The following is a 19,158-nucleotide window of genomic DNA, read 5'->3' as shown; positions in this document are numbered from 1 at the left end:
TTTGTACCGCGCAACCCACCAACAACAAGCAAAACAATAGCGGCCAGCTCTAAAAGCTCCATAAATCGACCGCCTAGCAACTACGCGCAGCGCAAGCAGCAGAAAAACTGCAGCAGCAGTTGCAGCAGCCATAGAAGAACGCAAGATCAATAAAGATCAGTGGCTGTAAAGGGTGGTTGGAGCAGGCAAAAGCTTTAGTCTGTTTGATTTGTTGGTAGTTGCGTAAGAGAACACATACAAGTGTAAGAAAGGTTTTTTTATGAGTATTCTCATTAACAAAGATACCAAGATCATTTGTCAGGGTATTACTGGTTCTCAAGGTACAGCACACTCTACTCAGTGCCTTGCATACTGTGATACCAAGTTAGTTGGTGGTGTAACCCCAGGTCGTGGCGGCACCACTCACTTAGGTCTGCCTGTATTTAATACCGTGCAAGAGGCTGTGGATGTAACCAAGGCTACTTGCTCCATGATCTTCGTGCCACCTCCATTTGCAGCTGACTCAATTTTTGAGGCCATTGATGCAGGTATCGAGCTTATCGTATGTATTACCGAAGGTATTCCTGTAATCGACATGCTGCGTGTTAAGGCCCGTCTGCGTCAGTCTAATACCATGCTCATTGGTCCAAATTGCCCTGGTGTAGTAACTCCAGGTGAGTGTAAGGTAGGCATTATGCCAGGTGCCATTCACTCAAAAGGTAAGGTAGGTATCGTATCTCGTTCCGGTACTTTAACTTACGAGGCAGTTAAGCAGACTACTGATGCTGGCTTTGGTCAGTCTACCTGTGTTGGTATTGGCGGTGATCCTGTACAAGGCTCTAACTTCGTCGATATCTTAAAGCACTTTGAAGCAGATCCTCAGACTGAGGCTGTGGTCTTAGTAGGCGAGATCGGCGGTACTTCCGAGCAGGAAGCTGCAGCTTGGATTAAGGAAAACATGACCAAGCCTGTAGTTTCATACATTGCTGGTGCCTCAGCTCCAAAGGGCCAAAGAATGGGTCATGCCGGCGCTATCATCTCAGGCGGTCAAGGTACTGCCATTGCAAAGCAGCAAGCTCTGCGCGATGCTGGTGTAACTGTAGTCCCAACTGCAGCTGATATTGCAGATGGTCTACGTGAAGCAACTGGCTGGAACTAAACAACTACAGCTCCACACCAACAGTTCACTAAGTCAAGAAAAAAGATTAAAGCTACCGCCCAAAGCAAAGCCAAGCCAAGTAAAGCAAGCAATTGCCCCGGCGCAGCTTAATTCCATCCCAAAGCCTCAGGTGATGCGTTCACCTGGGGCTTTGTGCATTCTAATGACAGCAGATTAAACCACCACCATCTGCAGCAAACCGACAATGCAACTCAGAAATACAAGCCAACACCCCCGATCCCCATAGCTAAAGAGGTAGCACCACTAGGATTTCAAGGCCCTCTGGCCTAGCAGCTAAAGAGCAAAATGGCATTAGTGACCATCAGGCCTATATCGCAACGTAATCAGCATCATCTGCAGCCAAATATTGCAGCGCCTTCAGTCTCACTCGCCGAGAAAATAGCGGCGCATCATCATAATAGTAATCTTAAGCAGAGTGATGCTTCATCTAACATCCGACGCTTAATGCTCCAGATAGTTAAAGGATGATGGGCACAGAACGCTGCGGCAGATAGGGTGGAATGCATGAATTTTAACTATCAAAAGTAATAACATTGCATGTAACATTTGTTACATGGTAGATATTTTGCGTAAAGAGCTAGGGAATAAGCTGCTCATAATTAAAAGGGGGTTGGGCTCATTTTTGTATGGTAGAGAGTGAAGCTTTTTAAGTAGAGTGGCCTTGTTTAGGATGGCTGCTTAAGTACATGTAATATGGCGCTGAGGCGTGAAACGATACAGTATGTTACAGTCAGAAATTGGGCCTATGTCTAAAATTTGGTGCTTTTTTAGGGGTGGAGTTTTTCTAGATACACGCAAATTATGATGTTCATCAAAAATTAGTTACGTGAATGTAACTGTTACATAAATTACTTCCATAATACACATACCAAGAATTGCTTATATCGCGAGATATCAGCGGTTTGGTGACAGTTTTTGTAGTTTTGTATTGTTGCTGTTTGGTGTAACAAGTTACATGCATTGTTTAGTTAAATGTATGGAATTTAAATGTTTTGAGTGTGTGTTGTGGCATTTAAATGGCGTAAATATCGCACTTGTTAACAAAAACAGCCTTGCATCTTTTTAGCCCGCACCTTTTACGGGCGAAGAAAAAAATATGTTGTATCTACAATCATGCTTGTAGTGGCGCAAATAGGCCACTTAGCAAAACAAAACTACAAAATACTTTGTGTATTTTATGGTGCAGTGATGCGTTTGCCTAAGTTTTTAGATTAAGTTGTCAGTAGGCAAAAGGTGCACGAACTTGCCTTTCGCACATTAAGGTGTGCTTTATAGCCACGGTAGATGGTCACAAGGCTACTTAGTCTTAATTGCATGAATCTAAATGATCATGGAAAAGCTTAAGTCAGTAACCATCTAACAAGGCTGATGAGTTTTACTATGTGCTCTCTTAGCAACAGTTAGGATAGAGCAGCAAATCTCTTAAGCACTCAGCTTAACATTTGTTAAAAACGAGAATTGTCATGAGCAATCCACTTTCTGCATTGTTCAATTTATACAATGCACGCACAGATAAGCACTCTCAGTGCAACCACGACGAAGGGCCCATAAATAATGCCACTTCACAAGTGGCTACGCAGTCATATTGTCCAGTGCCTGTGTTTGAGGCATCGCATGAAAAGCGAAAAGACCACAGCCAAGATGTTGCTGTGTCTTCAAGTGCGTTTGCAAAGAGCTCTAACTATTTAGTTGCTCAAGAGGTAAAGGCAAGCTCCAATTTATTTCCTGAGGTCAGTGCTGACAATAATCAAGACTCAGCAAGTGTTATCCTGAACAAGGTTCCAGCTATTGTTGCTTACGGAATCTACAAACAGTGGATGATGCGCCGTCGTTCTTTGCTAGCTCGTCCTAATGAGGTTATTGGCGAGACTAGTGAAATGGTCTTCTACACTACTGCCTTACTGCTAGTAGAAACCATGGTCTATGCAATGCGTGCAGAAGGACGTATTGATCAAGATCATTTCCAATCTTTGCGTGACTTCTGTCAGGCCGTCTTTAGCAATCACATCAATAATGTTCGTGGTGAGATTGATAATCTGTTAACTATCCATCTCGATCCATATTCTTTAGCCAGCAAAGTTCGCTTTGCAGAAGAAAGTCTCGATATCTATCTGCTCTCAGCTGTAATGCTCAGCACCCATAATCCTTTAGAGCAATCCTACTTAGAGATGCTCTCTGCATGCCTTGGTATTGGCCCTTCAGCTCGTCGTGAGCTCGACCGCCGTGCAATGCGTATGCTGACTCATGATGATGACCTTACCCAAGGTCGCTATGTCAGTGCTTGTGCTAGTTTCTAGGCAGCAAGACTAACACTACAACTACAGCAAGCTAAGCTAAGCGCACCACCCAGCGCACAACTCAAGCTGCAGCACATCCATAAAATCTTATGCACATAATCTAAGCGCAGCCTCAGACACAATGGAGGCTGCCTCAAGTCATACCGTTCTCACCATGTGCTTGCCCACCGTTACCGCATCAATCAAACTCACCATCCTAATCAAGTAAACGAACCAGCCCATCAATTAAACTCACCAGCGCAGCATCTCTTAGCGCAAAAGCGCTCTTGCGCACCGCGAAAGTTTAGGCCTTTCAAAGCACGCAAGTATAGCCGTCAAATTTAGCAAACCAATACAGATCTCTTCATCGTACCTTTGAGCTAGTAGCTTTTTACCAAAGTACTGCCAGTAGAATCTATAGCAGTTAAGTTTGCAGTAGCGATTCTAAAGCCTCAAACAGCTCTGATCTTCATCAAGCACTCTAAAAGAACGGTCTTGGCAAGCTCATGTCCATAACCAGCATGCTCACATCACCACGGGCTAAACGTATGCATTGGCAAAAGAGCACTGAAGACAAAGCAATTAGTCTGATCGCAGAGTTGCCGTGAGAAAAAGCAGCTGTATACAAGATAAATGCGCTGTTGTTTGAAAATGCAGGTATCGATTGTTGAGGGTGATAGCTCGATGTTGCTTGGCGCAGCTAGCTGAGGGCAGATAGCAAAGAGCTAATTCATGCGTGAAAAGAATGGTGGTAGTGCTGATGTTTTTGATGGTGAGAAAAGCATGCTAAAAACTTGGTTTTTATGCCTAGTTTGGGGCTAAGTTTTGGAGCATTTTGCTGCTTAGTTGCTTTACAAATGGCTTATGTTTGTGAGTTTGCATGTCAACAGAAATTGCACACTAAAATTGATAGAGTATTGCAGCTGATAATATTTGATCAGGCGCATAAAAATGGCGATCAAAAGGCCTCTAGATAGGGTTTAATACTTTGTATACAAGTTAATCCTGATGGAAAAGCGCTTTAGTTAGAATAGGCTAACTTTATTTTTGTTTAGACCTTGTAAGCGTAGGGTAACTTGATATAATACGTGGTGAGTTTTAGCTAACTGTGGTTAGTTAAAGCAAACGTTAGATACTAAGCTTTGCACTCTGTGATACCGGTGCTTAAGCAAATATCTAACGAGGCTGATGATCTCTGAATCCTAACATCGCAGATGCATCGTCCGCTCGCCAAAGCGAATTTTTTAGGAAAGATCCTGAGTGGCAAGGTAGGTAAAATTCATTTACTACCAAACTTCCTTTCCGACCCATTAAAGAGTTAGATGGTTATCGTGTCGCAATCCTCTTTGTCTTTAATGGGCATTCAGGATGAACGCTCCGTGCTTAGTGTACGGAGGTTCGAGTTTTGGACATATGTCCTTTATTTTTGATATTAAGGAACAAGCATGAGCGCAATTGTAGAGATCAAGGCCCGTGAAATTATTGACAGCCGTGGTAACCCAACCGTTGAGTGCGATGTAGTTTTAGACTCAGGCGCTTTCGGTCGTGCTTCAGTACCTTCTGGTGCTTCTACTGGTGTCCGTGAGGCCATCGAGCTCCGTGACGGCGACAAGTCCCGTTTCGGCGGCAAGGGTGTTTTAAAGGCTGTTGCTAACGTAAACGGCGAAATCCGTGACGCTCTTTTAGGCCTTGATGCATTTGAGCAGGTTCTCATTGACCGCACCATGATCAAGCTTGACGGCACTGATACTAAGGCTCGTTTAGGCGCAAACGCTATCTTAGCTGTCTCCATGGCAGTTGCTAAGGCTGCAGCTGACGAGGCAGGCATGCCACTGTACCGTTACTTAGGCGGTTCAGGCCAGATGGCTCTGCCAGTTCCAATGATGAACATCATCAACGGTGGTGCTCACGCTAACAACAAGCTCGACATCCAAGAGTTCATGATCATCCCAGTAGGCGCTCCTTCTTTAGCTGAGGCAGTACGCATGGGTGCTCAGACTTTCCACACCTTAAGCAAGATCATCAACGCTAAGGGCATGTCTACTGCAGTAGGTGATGAGGGTGGTTTCGCTCCTGAGGCTATTCACAGCCACGAGGAAGCTCTTGACCTCATTATGGAAGCTATCAAGGCCGCTGGTTACGAGGCTGGTAAGGACATCTTCATCGGCTTAGACTGCGCATCTTCTGAGTTCTACAACTCTGAGAGCGGCATGTACGAGCTTACCAAGCAGCAGGTTAACTACAGCATCGATCAGTGGATCGACGTTCTTGAGAAGTGGGTAAACACCTACCCAATTATCTCTATCGAAGACGGCGCTGCTGAGGGTGACTGGGCTGGTTGGAAGAAGCTGACCGATCGTTTAGGTTCCAAGGTACAGCTCGTTGGTGACGACTTATTCGTAACCAACCCAGCAATCTTAAAGGAAGGCATCGAGAAAGAGACCGCTAACGCTATCTTAATTAAGGTTAACCAGATCGGTACCTTAACTGAGACCTTCGAGGCTATCGAGATGGCTAAGCGTGCTGGCTACACTGCTATCGTTTCCCACCGCTCAGGTGAGACTGAGGATGCTACCATCGCTGACATCTCCGTTGGTACCAACGCTGGCCAGATTAAGACTGGTTCTATGTCTCGTTCTGACCGTATGGCTAAGTATAACCAGCTCATCCGTATCGAAGAGGAGCTCGGTGAGAACGCTATCTACGGTGGCAAGACCTCTTTCTACAACATCAAGTTATAGTTTTTTAAGACCCAATCCCTGTAGCTCAGGGATGATCTAAACTATATTAAGGCAGCAGCTAGTCCTCGCGATTACTGCTGCCTTTTTCATCTGTGCAGCACAAACAAAGCCCGCCTACCAAAACAAATTCGCCCATCAAATCCACCACGACAAACTGTTGCTTACCATTGCAAAGCACCACCAAGCACTGTCAGATAGAAAAATCTAACTTCCGCAAACAAACACTTTGGGGTACCACCATGCTCAGCGAGCAATCGTCCTGCAAGTGAGCACAAGAAGACAAGATCTCCTTTCAGTACGCAATAACTTGTTTGCAAATGCACATGGCAGCAAAAATCAGTTGTTTCACATCAATAGTGCTAAAGCATTGCGTACGACAACAAATCTAAATATCGAATAACACCAAATACTGGGCACTCCCAGGCACACCAAGGTTGCCAAATTCTCGCAGGATATAAACAATATTGGGTCGTATACCCTTTTCTCTTGGTCAATAGAGCTTGGCCATAAGGGTGCGAATGAGTTTTAGTTGCGCAAATGGCATTTGACCTATGTGTACGTGTTAGTATGCAAAAGGCCTCATGATGAGGCTACGCACAGCTAGTTTTATTAATGTGCGTGCTTATCTGCATCTTAGTGCTTTTGGTATTTAAATGAGAGGGTGGCGATGATCAAAGAGGCTATTGTTAAGATCGTATCCAAAATGGATCTAACATATGACGAAGCCTATACCGTTATGAATGAGATCATGTCTGGCGCTACATCCGCCACACAAAATGCAGCGTTCTTGGCAGCATTATCGACTAAGAGTACCCGTGCTGAGACTATCGATGAGATTGCAGGTTGTGCTGCAGCTATGCGCGATCACTCAACTAAAGTTGAGGTGCCTTTTGAGGTCTTTGATATCGTGGGTACGGGTGGTGATAACGCAAACTCTTTTAATATCTCGACTACCTCAGCCTTTGTTATCGCAGCAAGTGGCATGAAGGTCGCCAAGCATGGTAATCGTGCGGCATCCTCTAAGTGTGGTACAGCTGATTGTCTTGAGGCGCTAGGCGTTAATATTGAGCAAAGTCCTGAGCAATGTAAGTTCTTGCTTGAGACTGTAGGCATGTGCTTTTTCTTTGCCCAAAACTATCACGACTCCATGAAGTATGTAGGCTCACTGCGCAAAGAGTTAGGCTTTAGAACAGTATTTAACATCTTAGGCCCGCTAACTAATCCAGCCTCTCCAAGTGCTCAATTGCTCGGTGTCTATGATCCATCTTTAGTCGAGCCGCTAGCTAAGGTTTTAATAAGTCTTGGGGTTAAGCGCGGTATGGTCGTCTATGGCAAAAACAAGCTTGATGAGATCTCGCTTAGTGATGAGACGCTTATTTGCGAGTTCAAGAATGGCTGGTACAAGACTTATGAGGTTAAGCCTGAAGATTTTGGTATGCCGCGTGTATCCCAAGCAGAGTTTTTAGGCGGTGAGCCACAAAAGAATGCTGCCATTACGCGCGGCATTTTAAACGGTACAGTGCAAGGTAGTAAGCGCAATGCGGTGCTCTTAAACGCTGGTGCTGCTTTATACATTGGTGGCAAAGCCCCTTCAATTGGTGAAGGTGCTGAGTATGCTGCTACCTTGATTGACAAAGGAGCCGCACTAGAGGTTCTCGATAAGCTAATTCAGCTATCTAAGCTTAATTAGGTAGATCTTAGCTAAAACGCAACGACACGCACGCCTTAATTCATTGGCAAGCGTGTCTTAGCAATGAGCAAAGTGCACCAAGTTGAGGAGATCGCATGTCCATTCTTGAACAGCTTACAGATTATGCAAAAGAGCGAGTTAAGATAGCTAAAACTCAACTAAGTTTAGACAAGCTGATGGCAGAGGTATCTACTCTGCCTCGTGGTGACTTTGCTTTTGAACAGCGTATTAAACAGCGTAATCTCATTGGTGAGATTGCCTTTATTTGTGAGTGTAAGAAAGCATCGCCATCTAAAGGAATTATTGATCCAGTCTATGACTACTTAGCCATTGCAAGAGCTTACGATGCAGCTAAGACTGACTGCATTAGCGTGCTTACTGAGCCTAAATGGTTTTTAGGCAGCGACAAGCACTTACATAAAATAGCTAAAGCCGTGAGTGCACCATGTCTTAGAAAAGATTTTGTTGTCGATGACTATCAAATCTATGAGGCAAAGCTCCTTGGTGCACAAGCAGTGTTGCTTATTTGCTCGATTCTTAGTGATGCTCAGATTAAGCACATGCTTGAGCTTTCTAATGAGCTTGGTCTGTCTGCATTAGTTGAGGCTCATGATAGCGATGAGGTGAAGCGAGCCCTTGATTGTGGTGCGCGCATGATTGGTGTTAACAATCGCAATCTCAAAGATTTTTCTGTCGATACTTCAAACTCACGTCGTCTACGCACGCTGGTTCCGGATGACATTATTTTTGTCTCAGAGAGCGGCGTAAAAGATAGCGTGGACGTTAAAAACATAGTGGATTGCGGTGCCAACGCCATCTTAGTTGGCGAGGCGATGATGCGCTCTACGGACAAAAGCGCCATGCTTCAATCATTACGCAGCTACAAGGAGGTCTAGTTATGAGTGATATTGCTAAAAACAAGCTAGCTTCCACAGCTTGCGGCATCCACTTTGCAAGCGATGAGCAGAGCATAGCTAACGAGACTTTGTATAACAATAAGTACTCCACATCAGATCGTGTCGCTATTAAGTTATGCGGCTTACGACGTGTTGAGGAAATTGAGCTGTGCAATGAGCTTGAGGTTGACTATATCGGCTTTATCTTTGTCAAAAAGAGCAAGCGCTATATCACTACCGATGAGGCCAAAACCCTTAAAGAGCATCTGAACAAAAAGATTAAGGCAGTAGGCGTCTTTGTTGATGAGCCTATTGAGAATATTGTGGCCCTCGCTAAAGAAGGCATCATTGATGTCATTCAGCTTCATGGCAAAGAAAATAATGCCTATATTCAAAAACTAAGGGATGCCTTGGCAGCCTTAGACACTCTTTGTATAGACACCATGCCGATTATCAAGGCAGTGGCGGTAAGTACTTTTGATGATATTGCACTTACCGATACCTTCCATAGCGATTACATCTTGCTCGACTCTTCCTCCGGCGGTAGTGGGGAGTCGTTTAGCTGGCCCCTTGGGGGCTATATGAATCGACCTTACTTTCTTGCAGGCGGCTTAAATTTAGAAAATATTGAGACAGCCTTGCACACTTGCCACCCCATGGCAGTAGATGTCAGCTCAGGTATTGAGACTGACGGCATTAAAGACTTATCAAAGATGCGTTCTTTTGTTGCAAAAGTCCGTGCCTATACCCAAGCTAGCTAAGCAAGCAAGCAAGCAAGCAAGCTAAGCTTGCATAGCAGGCCACAGCAAACACTAAGCTAAAGATCACTAAACATTGGCCTAACAACAGTCCATTACCAGCAAAGCCAACACAGCAACGCAACAGCAAGTTGTACCGCAATGCCCATAGTGTGGCATGGCAATAGCCAGAGCAGGGCAATAGCAGCGCATGACAGTAGCAGAGCATGCAATGCCCATAGCGTGGCAAAACCCAGAGCATGGCAACCCCAAGAGCCTTGCACAAAGCTGCAGCTTAACCATAGCAATATAATGCAGCGCTTTGGGTGCTCTTAGTTGAGCTAAAGCTAATGGTCATGACACTGATCTTTTATGGCTAAAAGGTGAGAGACATTGCAAAGCTAAGGCTCATTGCTATCTTAAGTTGAGCACATATTGGTATAGTGTGTGGCTGTTAGGCATTGGGTCGATAGCAGCTAGTCTGCTTGAAAACAAACACATCTTTGAGCATCAGATATAAGCACTTGAAAGATCATGATATGCATGCCTCTTGCGCATAAAGTTTAGGCATAGATGCAGTTTTTGCTAATGGTGCTTATAGCGGAGATTTTTAGATTATGACCAACCCGAAGGGACGTTTTGGCATCCATGGTGGACAGTACATTCCTGAGTCGCTGATGAACGCAGTGAATGAACTGGAAGAAGCATACGAGCACTACAAGAAAGATCCTGAGTTTATCAAGGAGCTTGATGATCTCTTTAACAATTATGCAGGCAGACCATCTCGTCTGTATTTTGCTCGTAAGATGACCGAAGATCTTGGTGGTGCCAAGATCTACTTAAAGCGCGAGGACTTAAATCATACTGGCGCTCATAAGATCAACAATGTTTTAGGCCAAGCTTTACTGGCTAAAAAGATGGGCAAGAAGTGCCTGATTGCTGAGACTGGTGCAGGTCAGCACGGTGTAGCCTCAGCTACTGCAGCAGCTTTACTGGGCCTTGATTGCATTGTGTACATGGGTAAAGAAGACACAGAACGTCAGGCGCTTAATGTCTACCGTATGCGTTTGCTCGGAGCTAAAGTGGTTCCTGTCACCTCAGGCACTGCTACCTTAAAAGATGCGGTTTCTGAGGCCATGCGCGAGTGGTGTACTCGTCTTGAGGACACTCACTATTGCTTAGGTTCTGCTGTAGGCCCGCATCCATTCCCAACCATCGTACGTGACTTCCAAGCTGTAATCTCAAGAGAGATCAAAGAGCAGATCTTAAAGGCTGAAGGCAGATTACCTGATGCAGTGCTTGCTTGTGTTGGTGGCGGCTCTAATGCTATTGGTGCTTTCTATCATTTCATCAACGACAAAGAGGTTGCACTAATTGGTTGTGAGGCCGCTGGTCGTGGTATTGATACTGCCGAAACTGCAGCTACTTTCAATGTGGGCTCTGTGGGTATCTTCCATGGTATGAAGTCTTACTTCTGCCAAGATAAGTTTGGTCAGATTGCTCCTGTATACTCCATCTCAGCAGGTCTTGATTATCCTGGTGTGGGGCCTGAGCATGCTGAATTGTTCGATTCACGTAGAGCTAAGTACTTCGCCATTACCGATGATGAGGCAGTGAATGCTTTTGAGTACTTGTCACGTACTGAGGGTATCATCCCGGCAATTGAGTCATCTCATGCAGTAGCTCAAGCCATAAAGATGGCTCCAACAATGGGCAAAGACAAGATCATGGTCATTAACTTATCAGGTCGTGGTGACAAGGACGTAGCTGCGATTGCTCGCTACAGAGGAGAGGAAATTCATGAGTAATTTTGCAAATGCCTTTGCTAATGGCAAAGCTTTCATTCCTTTCATTACCTGTGGTGATCCTGATTTAAGTACTACTGCAGCTTGCATGAAAGCAATGCAAGATGCTGGTGCCGATATTATTCAGCTGGGCATCCCATTTTCTGATCCTGTAGTTGAGAGCCCCTCTATTCAGGCAGCAACTATGCGTGCCTTGAAACATGAACTGACTACTGATGACATCTTTGAGTTTGTTGAGAACGTTAGAAAGGATGTTCATATCCCAATCATGTTCATGACTTACGCTAACACTGTCTACAACTACGGTATTGAGCGTTTCATGGAGCGTTGTGCCGATGTTGGCGTTCAGGGCATGGTACTTCCTGATGTGCCTTTAGAAGAAAAGGATGAGTTTGATGCCAGTGCTGAGGTACATGGCGTCGATATCATTAGCTTAATCGCACCATCGTCCGTAGGTCGTGTGGCATCGATTGCTGAGAGCTCTAATGGCTTTATCTATGTTGTATCAGGATTAGGCGGCAATCAAAGTCGCGAGAAGATGATTGAAGACATCAAGGGTATTGTTGCTACTATCCGCGAGCACACCTCCATTCCATGTGCTGTCGGTATTGGTATCACCACCCCTGAGCAGGCTGTGGAGATGGCGTCCTTATCAGATGGTGCCATTGTGGGTAGCGCGATCATAAAGATCGTAGAACAATATGGAAAAGACGCTCCAGAGCATGTTGGCGCTTTCGTCAAGCAAATGAAAGACGCGCTTCGTTCCATGAGCTAATTTAGCTACAAACCACAAAAACAGCTTATTGCTGTTATTGCTCTTATTTATTAGGCCCGCATATGCGGGCCTTTCACTTTATAGGTGGCTATTGTAAATATGGTTGATCTTTTGGTAACTACAAAGAGCAATTAAGAGTTATTGATGGGATAAATAGGGCTAGAAGCTTGATTAAAGGCTACAGCTTGTAAGACAAGTGTAAGCTCACTGAATGGTTTTGCAAAACCTTGCAAATAGGATATGTATCTTGTTTTGAACCGTACAGAGCGAACAGAATTAGTGGATTTGAGGGTATTTGTGCCTAAAGATAGTGCGTGGTGCATGCAAGGGCATTAATTAAGAAATGCCGTATATATCAAATTCTGTAAAAAAGTGCTTCAACTCTTTGCAAATAGATCTGCAAAAGATAAAGTTTATCGCTATAATTGAATCGTTTTCTCAACTAGGTGAGTGCGACACGCTCATCAAGCTAGAAGAAAAACGATGTTAGGATTTTAGTCAATTAGGTATCGCATAATGATCTATTCACACGAAGTAGAGCAAATGTGCACTGTTAAGAAGGGTGCATACCATGGACCTGCCCCAATCCCTGAGGAGGGTAAGTGGGTTCAGGCTAAAGAAATCAAAGATATCTCTGGTTTAACTCACGGTGTGGGCTGGTGTGCTCCTCAGCAGGGCGCATGTAAGCTTACCCTTAACGTTAAAGACGGTATCATTGAAGAAGCCCTGGTTGAGACCTTAGGCTGTACAGGTATGACTCACTCAGCTGCTATGGCTTCTGAGATTTTACCTGGCAAGACCCTGCTTGAGGCTTTAAATACCGACCTCGTGTGCGATGCTATCAACACCGCTATGCGCGAGTTATTCTTACAGATCGTTTACGGTCGTACCCAGACTGCTTTCTCTGAGGGTGGTCTTCCAATCGGTGCTTCCTTAGAAGACTTAGGTAAGACTCTGCGCAGCCAGGTTGGTACCATGTTCGGTACCAAGGCAAAGGGCGCTCGCTACCTCGAAATGACCGAGGGTTACGTAACCCGTTTAGCTTTAAACGAAGACAATGAAATCGTTGGCTACGAGTTCGTAAACTTAGGCAAGTTAATCGATACCTTAAAGGCCAACCCAGAGATCAAGGGTTCCGAGGCTATTGCCAAGGTTAAAGGTCACTATGGTCAGTTCGATGACGCTGCCAAGTACATTGACCCAAGACATGAGTAATGAGGTGTACTAAAAATGGCTTTATTTGAAAGTTATGAGCGTCGTATTGACAAAGTAAACGCAGCCTTAAACGAGAACGGTATTGCTAACCTCGAAGAGGCTCACAAGATTTGTAAGGATGCTGGCTTCGATCCATACGAGATCGTTCGCGGCATTCAGCCAATCGCCTTTGAGAACGCATGCTGGGCCTATGTTGCTGGTGCAGCTATCGCTTTAAAGAAGCAGGTTAAGAGCGCTGCTGACGCTGCTGATGCTATCGGTATCGGTCTGCAGGCTTTCTGTATCCCTGGTTCCGTTGCTGAAGACCGTAAGGTTGGTATCGGCCACGGTGGCTTAGGTGCAATGTTATTACGCGACGAGACCAAGTGCTTTGCTTTCTTAGCTGGTCACGAGTCTTTCGCTGCTGCTGAAGGCGCTATCGGTATTGCCCGTAACGCTAACAAGGCACGTAACACTCCACTGCGCGTTATCTTAAACGGCTTAGGCAAGGACGCAGCTCAGATTATCTCCCGTATCAACGGCTTTACCTATGTTCAGACTCAGTTTGACTATGCAACTGGTGAGCTCAAGATCGTTAAAGAGATCCCTTACTCAAAGGGCGAGCGTGCTAACGTACGTTGCTTCGGTGCTGACGATGTTCGCGAAGGCGTAGCAATCATGCACCACGAGGGTGTTGACGTTTCCATTACTGGTAACTCCACCAACCCAACTCGCTTCCAGCACCCAGTAGCAGGCACTTACAAGAAAGAGTGCGTAGAACAGGGCAAGAAGTACTTCTCAGTAGCATCTGGTGGCGGTACCGGTCGTACCTTACACCCAGACAACATGGCCGCTGGTCCTGCTTCATACGGTATGACCGACACCATGGGTCGTATGCACTCTGACGCTCAGTTCGCTGGTTCTTCATCAGTTCCTGCTCACGTTGAGATGATGGGCTTCTTAGGTATGGGTAACAACCCAATGGTTGGCGCAACTGTAGCTATCGCTGTTGCTGTAGACCAGGCTTTAAACAAGAAGTAAAAATACCTAATTGAAATAAGAAAGAGATGTATATACATCTTCTAATACTAAAGGGCCGCAAGGCCCTTTTTTATCGCCTCAACAAACCTCAACAAAATTACTCCCTCAACCACTTCCCCACCAATTATCAAAGACCGAAGTTTGCAGCCCGTCTCAATCTCTGCCATACCACCACGATTAAGCTATATCAAGCCTAGCTTTACGCCCACGACTAAGCTCTAACTCTGCTCTTGTTAGTGCGGTCATATCTTCATCGGTACCATAAGGCAACAGCGCTATTTGCTCTAAGTAAGCTAAACAAGACTTGTATGCATCGAAGCTGTCGACCATGCCCTTTAATCTTTTCAATAAACTTGCTTGCATACTAAAACCAATTATTAGCAACCATGTAAGAAAAAATCAAAGTCCAGCTGCAGCCAACTAACTGCAATAAAAAGCACTTTTCACAATCACAAATGCATTAGCTATCTGCCACATAGACTTAACAGGCAAACATTTCGCTATCGCAGCATAGCCTGGCTGGCTATGCTTTCGCGACAGAATCATAGCCGTGACAGGGCATGCCTTTGCTGCCGGATCATAGCCATGCGGCCACGATGGTATTGATGTAACTTTAGTCGTTAGGATCAAAAAAGGCACCGAAGACTCCTCCGATGCCTTTTAGCTTTCCATGTATTGTCTACAATCGTATTCTGTTTCACATGTATTAAAGCTGTCGCCTTTATTTGAGGCAGAGACTGGGCCTTAATGCATGATGCACCTTATTCAGGGACGCAGATTTTGCCCTTTGCAATCAGAATGGAGGTTCTGACGAAAAGGTAAGTAATGAGCAGGGCAAAGAGGCCCCATAAGGTGTAGTCAATTAAGTTCAGCACTGATAGGTATTCTGGTGCACTAAACTCCGGCACTAACTTCTTGGTAGCTAAGATAAAGGCTGCTACAGGGAATGAGTAGGCCCATGCTGATAAGAAGAAAGGTGCCTTGATAAAGCGCTTAATGTTTGTAAGTAAGAATACAAACACAAACCATGCAATGCCGTAGAGCATCAGTACCACTGGGCTTGAGTGAGCGCCTGGCGCTGCATAGTAATGATCAATTGCGTGATATGACAGGGCAGCTACTGATGGTGGTGCTAGCATAATGCACAGCATCGGTACTAACTTTGGTGGCAGTGGATCGTGGAATACCAAGCGGTAAAGCAAAATGGTAAAGAGCAAGATCCAGAAGATAAAGCCAATTGGATAGGCAATGGTTGAGATAAAGCCATAGCCAAGTTGAGTACCTGCCATTGGCACAATCAGAGGGCCAGCAACCGGAATAAACCAAGCAGGGTTGACGTGATTGATGCTAAAGGTCTTATGGACTAAAGAGTACAGAACAAACAAGGTTAAGATGAGCTGTAAGGTACATCCTGCAAGCCACAGATAAACAGCAAAGTCATACTTAAGCCATACTGATGAGAGCAGCAGTAAGCTAATTGAGAATGCAGGGAAGAAACTGAGCTTTACTGGATGATTAGCCTCCTCCACTACTGCCTGAGGATACTTGATGATCTTAAGGGCATAGAAGAAAGTTAAGATCACAAAGACAGCTGAGGCAAGCAAGGCAGTTATAAGATCGAGAGTTTCATTACCTACAACAGCATGGCAGGTGAGTGAAAAGCCCGCAAGACCCATCACAATAGCAAACATGTTGATAGGCATATGCTTGAGCTTTGATTCAGGGATAGCAGCCTCCATTGGCTTAATTGTCTCTTGAGTCATACCGATACCTTTTCGATGCAAATGCAAATGATTGGTGAAGGTGTAAGATCTTGCATGATTGTTACCGTCATTATGGAGACAATTCGATGGGCAGGGACTTGCACAAAACAAACAAGATAAGAACACTGCAAAATAATCAGCTAAAGCATAAGCAGCATGTCATGCAGCTCTTATCTTCATAAAAGATCGCTAAGTAAGCCAGAGCACCTTTAAATGTGCATATCAACTATCTAAAGCACCACTCAGCCAAACTAGATGTTTAGCAGCATGCTAATTAAACGGCTTCATAAGTTTCTTATGGCTGCCTTTTTCGTATATCGCCAAGCAAAGTCGTATTTAGGCTTTGCCTACGAAGCAATGAACAACTTACTAAAATCACTCATGGCTTCAAATTAGTTTCCATTGTAAAACAAATAGATTTCCAATGGAAACTAATGCTATTGGACATGAAAACAAATATCATTTGCAAGTTACTTTTGAGGACAAAACTGACCCTAAAACACAGAGAAAAAGCAACGCTATCCGCCCAAAAATCCTTATTGCATCAGCATTTCTCAGCTGCAACGACCTTACTTTTGCAACAACAAAACATTTTGATAAAGTTGCACCTTGATGCCATCACGATGCACAAACAGCACTATGTCCACGCTGCCAATTCTTTCTCAAGAGCAATTAACGGCAAAATAAAAGCACGTTGAAAACATCAAAGCCCATAGCCTGAAACCTTGAACCGTAGAAAAGGGAGACTCTCTCTAAGCAGCATATTGGCGCATACCTCAGATATGCGGATTCATTACTCACAAGCTACTGCAGCAAAGACTTACTAATGCAAGATGAGGTTAATGTAGCGATCGAATCTATGCTACTGAGGCGATGCTAAGAAAGGCATTGCCAGCATCAGTGCGCAAGTCCATGCATGGAATGGATTATGAGCTTTATCAAGACCAACGTAACTGCCGGCTTTAAGAGAGCTATTGCTGAGATCTTGCGTCATATAAGCAGTGCTAGTACTAAGATCGTATCAGTGGCCATGATAAGTCTTAACTCAAAGTTATAGAGAGCGCTGTAGCTGATGAGTGAGGGTCTTGAGTAGGTAGCTGAGCGATCTGCAGTAAGGTAGAGCTGATGATTTTGAGTGCGTGGAGTTGGCTGCAGCTGCAGCTTGCGGGCACAAAAAAAGGCCCTGATGGCCTTTAATTGTTGCGTTGATACGCTTGATGTGAATAGGACTGATGGTACAAGAGATGACGTTACCATATTAAGCTCCTTGAACCAGGAAGTTCAAGGTGGGAAACCTGTGGCTCGCTCGGCTTCTCAAGGGACTGCCTAAGTAAACTTAAACAGTTTAGGCGTGCTCATCGGAACTCAGGAAGATCTCCCAATCTAGTAATATCGGCTCAGGGCAATACAGGCTGGCGTTCATTCGAGACACCATCAGCCTAAGTTCATAATAGCATATCACCGTCTGAATACAAGTATTCACGGGCTTTTTATAGGTAAATAAATCCCTTGTATTGAGGGCCATTGCGCGATAAGATTGATCTGTTACGCGCTGCAAAATAGCTTGTCTTTCCGCTTTTTGTAAGGCTATCTTAGTACATATTATGTACAGTATTCATGATGCAGGATGTGCTATCGGGCTAATCGTCTTATATGTCTACAACCATATTATTTAGTCTGTAGACCATCGACTTCCGCCCTGACGTCCGATAGTAGTGTTATCACTTAGCTAATCTGTCTCTTGTTAAGGTATATGGAGCTGTCAACATGGCTTTAACGAATGCATTAACAGGAAGTGTGATGCAATTTACCCTCGCAACCGTGCTTGGTGATCTAATTGCCTTCATTCATGGCCATACCATCTTAGGACTCATAACTCCCAAGGATATTGACCTCTTTAAAGACAAACTTGCCGCACTCCGCCCTCAACCAGTACCTGATGTAAGCTTTTGTGAAGATCTTGATGCTATGGAAACTGCATTGAGATTAAGAGAGGCTTTAGGCCGTATCTTTGGCGCGGTACCTCAGTTCAAAAAGTACGTGTATGTCTTTCCAGGGCAACACCCTTATGCAGCTATTTATGCAGAAAAGAGAGACCCTCAAGAGTACGTAGCGCAAATTGACTATGCCTATCTAAAGTCTCTTACTCCCATGAGTGCGCGTACCTTAAGCGAGCTTAGTTCACTGATCCCAAAAGTAGACTGCACTGTTCTATCTGGTGAGCAGCTTGGAAAAATCCAAAATTTTTTGCATACAAACTTTTTGAGCACACACCCACGCTTGATTAGCTATTCAGACTTAGCGATTCTCTCTCATCCTAAGTTATCTAAAGAAGAGGGCAGCAAGTACACTCGTAGCGCAGCCACTGCCATGTCTAAAAATCCAGTACTGCTCTTAGTGCCATGCCATCTAGTCATCAGCAAGCCGCTTAATGATGAGTTCAGGCTGCAGCTCAAGAGCAATCCAAATGCCGTGCTCAAAGATGCTGGTAAGTTTCGACTCGGCAGCGATATAAAAAGCTATTTGATGTATCGCTTTGGCATCAACGTTAAGCGTCCAGCCTAAAGCTTTTGAAGCTTGTTATTCAAGCATGCTGTTTAGGCAAGCTATTCATGCAAGCTATTCATGCGGTCACGCTAGAGCAGAGATAATAGTGCCATCAAAGCACTCATTACGGGTCAAAAATTCATCTTGAGTACATGCTGACAAGACTTAGCTTGATTGTAGCCATTCATTGACATCATGTTGCAGATGCAGATAGCAAAAGACCGCCAGTAGGCGGTCTTGTAAAAAGCGGTGCAAAGCTTACAACAGCAATAATATTTCTAGTCAATACCATTTAGCTTAGATGCTGTAATCGCAGCAGGGAGCATGCTTAACTGTTAAAGGCGCTTTGGTGCTTGCCGTTAATGATCTTCAGGGGCTATTGCAATGGTATGTGCATGAGAGCAGGGGCTATTGCTAGCTTTACTTACTTGCTTTCAGTAGTAGTGGCTTGCTGTTCCAAAAAAGTTGTTCAAAGTTAAACATCCTTATTGGACTTATCCGCACTCTGTTGACGGCATAGGTGGTTAGTATCCT

General features: G+C 44.6%; 14 protein-coding genes and 1 other RNA gene. 12 read left to right on the top strand and 3 right to left on the bottom strand.

Features of this window, described 5'->3' with window-relative positions:
• Positions 1–259: 259 nt before the first annotated feature.
• The 10 genes from sucD (at position 260) to H524_RS0107480 (ending at position 14,314) form a co-directional block, all read left to right on the top strand.
• Positions 260–1,138: a succinate--CoA ligase subunit alpha gene (sucD, locus tag H524_RS0107535; protein ID WP_027939784.1), complete on the top strand. Its 879-nt coding sequence runs from the start codon at positions 260–262 to the stop codon at positions 1,136–1,138.
• Between the two features lie 1,484 nt (positions 1,139–2,622).
• Entirely contained in the window at positions 2,623–3,456 is an 834-nt protein-coding gene (locus tag H524_RS0107530; protein WP_027939783.1) for a DUF533 domain-containing protein, read from the top strand.
• A 1,424-nt stretch (positions 3,457–4,880) separates the two neighbouring features.
• Entirely contained in the window at positions 4,881–6,176 is a 1,296-nt protein-coding gene (gene eno / locus H524_RS0107520; RefSeq protein ID WP_027939782.1) for a phosphopyruvate hydratase, read from the top strand.
• A gap of 667 nt (positions 6,177–6,843) precedes the next feature.
• Positions 6,844–7,866 carry an anthranilate phosphoribosyltransferase gene (gene trpD, locus H524_RS0107515; RefSeq protein ID WP_027939781.1) on the top strand — a complete coding sequence of 341 codons (1,023 nt, stop codon included), beginning with the start codon at positions 6,844–6,846 and terminating at the stop codon, positions 7,864–7,866.
• Between the two features lie 95 nt (positions 7,867–7,961).
• Positions 7,962–8,762 (top strand): indole-3-glycerol phosphate synthase TrpC, encoded by an 801-nt coding sequence (gene trpC / locus H524_RS0107510; RefSeq protein ID WP_027939780.1) that lies wholly within the window; start codon positions 7,962–7,964, stop codon positions 8,760–8,762.
• A 2-nt stretch (positions 8,763–8,764) separates the two neighbouring features.
• Complete coding sequence (locus H524_RS0107505) at positions 8,765–9,523, top strand: phosphoribosylanthranilate isomerase (protein WP_084281706.1); 759 nt, start codon at positions 8,765–8,767, stop codon at positions 9,521–9,523.
• Positions 9,524–10,116: 593 nt separating this feature from the next.
• Positions 10,117–11,307, top strand: coding sequence for a tryptophan synthase subunit beta (gene trpB / locus H524_RS0107495; protein WP_027939778.1), 1,191 nt, complete (start codon positions 10,117–10,119; stop codon positions 11,305–11,307).
• Positions 11,300–12,079 carry a tryptophan synthase subunit alpha gene (gene trpA / locus H524_RS0107490; RefSeq protein WP_027939777.1) on the top strand — a complete coding sequence of 260 codons (780 nt, stop codon included), beginning with the start codon at positions 11,300–11,302 and terminating at the stop codon, positions 12,077–12,079. Before trpB ends, trpA begins: the two co-directional genes overlap by 8 nt.
• 516 nt (positions 12,080–12,595) lie before the next feature.
• A complete protein-coding gene (locus tag H524_RS0107485) occupies positions 12,596–13,294 on the top strand; it encodes an iron-sulfur cluster assembly scaffold protein (RefSeq protein ID WP_027939776.1) in 699 nt (232 codons plus the stop codon).
• A 15-nt stretch (positions 13,295–13,309) separates the two neighbouring features.
• Positions 13,310–14,314: a GGGtGRT protein gene (locus tag H524_RS0107480; RefSeq protein WP_027939775.1), complete on the top strand. Its 1,005-nt coding sequence runs from the start codon at positions 13,310–13,312 to the stop codon at positions 14,312–14,314.
• A 177-nt stretch (positions 14,315–14,491) separates the two neighbouring features.
• Here H524_RS0107480 and H524_RS0107470 read toward each other — a convergent pair whose 3' ends face one another.
• Both H524_RS0107470 and H524_RS0107465 read right to left on the bottom strand, forming a co-directional pair.
• Complete coding sequence (locus H524_RS0107470; protein WP_027939774.1) at positions 14,492–14,677, bottom strand: hypothetical protein; 186 nt, start codon at positions 14,675–14,677, stop codon at positions 14,492–14,494.
• A 398-nt stretch (positions 14,678–15,075) separates the two neighbouring features.
• The gene (locus H524_RS0107465) at positions 15,076–16,077 is read right to left on the bottom strand and encodes an SLAC1 anion channel family protein (protein ID WP_044121754.1); all 1,002 of its coding nucleotides are present in this window, start codon (positions 16,075–16,077) and stop codon (positions 15,076–15,078) included.
• Between the two features lie 928 nt (positions 16,078–17,005).
• Between H524_RS0107465 and H524_RS17865 the strand changes: the two genes are divergently transcribed.
• The gene (locus H524_RS17865; RefSeq protein ID WP_281171311.1) at positions 17,006–17,134 is read left to right on the top strand and encodes a hypothetical protein; all 129 of its coding nucleotides are present in this window, start codon (positions 17,006–17,008) and stop codon (positions 17,132–17,134) included.
• Between the two features lie 174 nt (positions 17,135–17,308).
• Here the strand turns inward: H524_RS17865 and ssrS are convergent.
• Positions 17,309–17,509, bottom strand: a non-coding RNA gene (ssrS, locus tag H524_RS17065) — 6S RNA.
• Between the two features lie 335 nt (positions 17,510–17,844).
• Here ssrS and H524_RS0107440 point away from each other — a divergent pair.
• Entirely contained in the window at positions 17,845–18,642 is a 798-nt protein-coding gene (locus H524_RS0107440; RefSeq protein WP_156907574.1) for an MGMT family protein, read from the top strand.
• The last annotated feature ends 516 nt before the right edge of the window (positions 18,643–19,158 follow it).

Origin of the sequence: Anaerobiospirillum succiniciproducens DSM 6400 (genome assembly GCF_000482845.1) — a bacterium.
Taxonomy (GTDB): Bacteria; Pseudomonadota; Gammaproteobacteria; order Enterobacterales; family Succinivibrionaceae; genus Anaerobiospirillum; species Anaerobiospirillum succiniciproducens.
This window is presented reverse-complemented; position numbering and strand designations above follow the sequence as displayed.

Bases quoted from the DNA above. Each gene is read 5' to 3' on its own strand.
- trpD (WP_027939781.1), top strand. From the start codon at position 6,844: ATGATCAAAGAGGCTATTGTTAAGATCGTATCCAAAATGGATCTAACA.
- trpC (WP_027939780.1), top strand. From the start codon at position 7,962: ATGTCCATTCTTGAACAGCTTACAGATTATGCAAAAGAGCGAGTTAAG.
- trpA (WP_027939777.1), top strand. From the start codon at position 11,300: ATGAGTAATTTTGCAAATGCCTTTGCTAATGGCAAAGCTTTCATTCCT.
- H524_RS0107480 (WP_027939775.1), top strand. From the start codon at position 13,310: ATGGCTTTATTTGAAAGTTATGAGCGTCGTATTGACAAAGTAAACGCA.
- eno (WP_027939782.1), top strand. From the start codon at position 4,881: ATGAGCGCAATTGTAGAGATCAAGGCCCGTGAAATTATTGACAGCCGT.
- sucD (WP_027939784.1), top strand. From the start codon at position 260: ATGAGTATTCTCATTAACAAAGATACCAAGATCATTTGTCAGGGTATT.
- trpB (WP_027939778.1), top strand. From the start codon at position 10,117: ATGACCAACCCGAAGGGACGTTTTGGCATCCATGGTGGACAGTACATT.
- H524_RS0107505 (WP_084281706.1), top strand. From the start codon at position 8,765: ATGAGTGATATTGCTAAAAACAAGCTAGCTTCCACAGCTTGCGGCATC.
- H524_RS0107530 (WP_027939783.1), top strand. From the start codon at position 2,623: ATGAGCAATCCACTTTCTGCATTGTTCAATTTATACAATGCACGCACA.
- H524_RS0107465 (WP_044121754.1), bottom strand. From the start codon at position 16,077: ATGACTCAAGAGACAATTAAGCCAATGGAGGCTGCTATCCCTGAATCA.
- H524_RS0107470 (WP_027939774.1), bottom strand. From the start codon at position 14,677: ATGCAAGCAAGTTTATTGAAAAGATTAAAGGGCATGGTCGACAGCTTC.
- H524_RS17865 (WP_281171311.1), top strand. From the start codon at position 17,006: ATGAGCTTTATCAAGACCAACGTAACTGCCGGCTTTAAGAGAGCTATT.
- H524_RS0107485 (WP_027939776.1), top strand. From the start codon at position 12,596: ATGATCTATTCACACGAAGTAGAGCAAATGTGCACTGTTAAGAAGGGT.
- H524_RS0107440 (WP_156907574.1), top strand. From the start codon at position 17,845: ATGGCTTTAACGAATGCATTAACAGGAAGTGTGATGCAATTTACCCTC.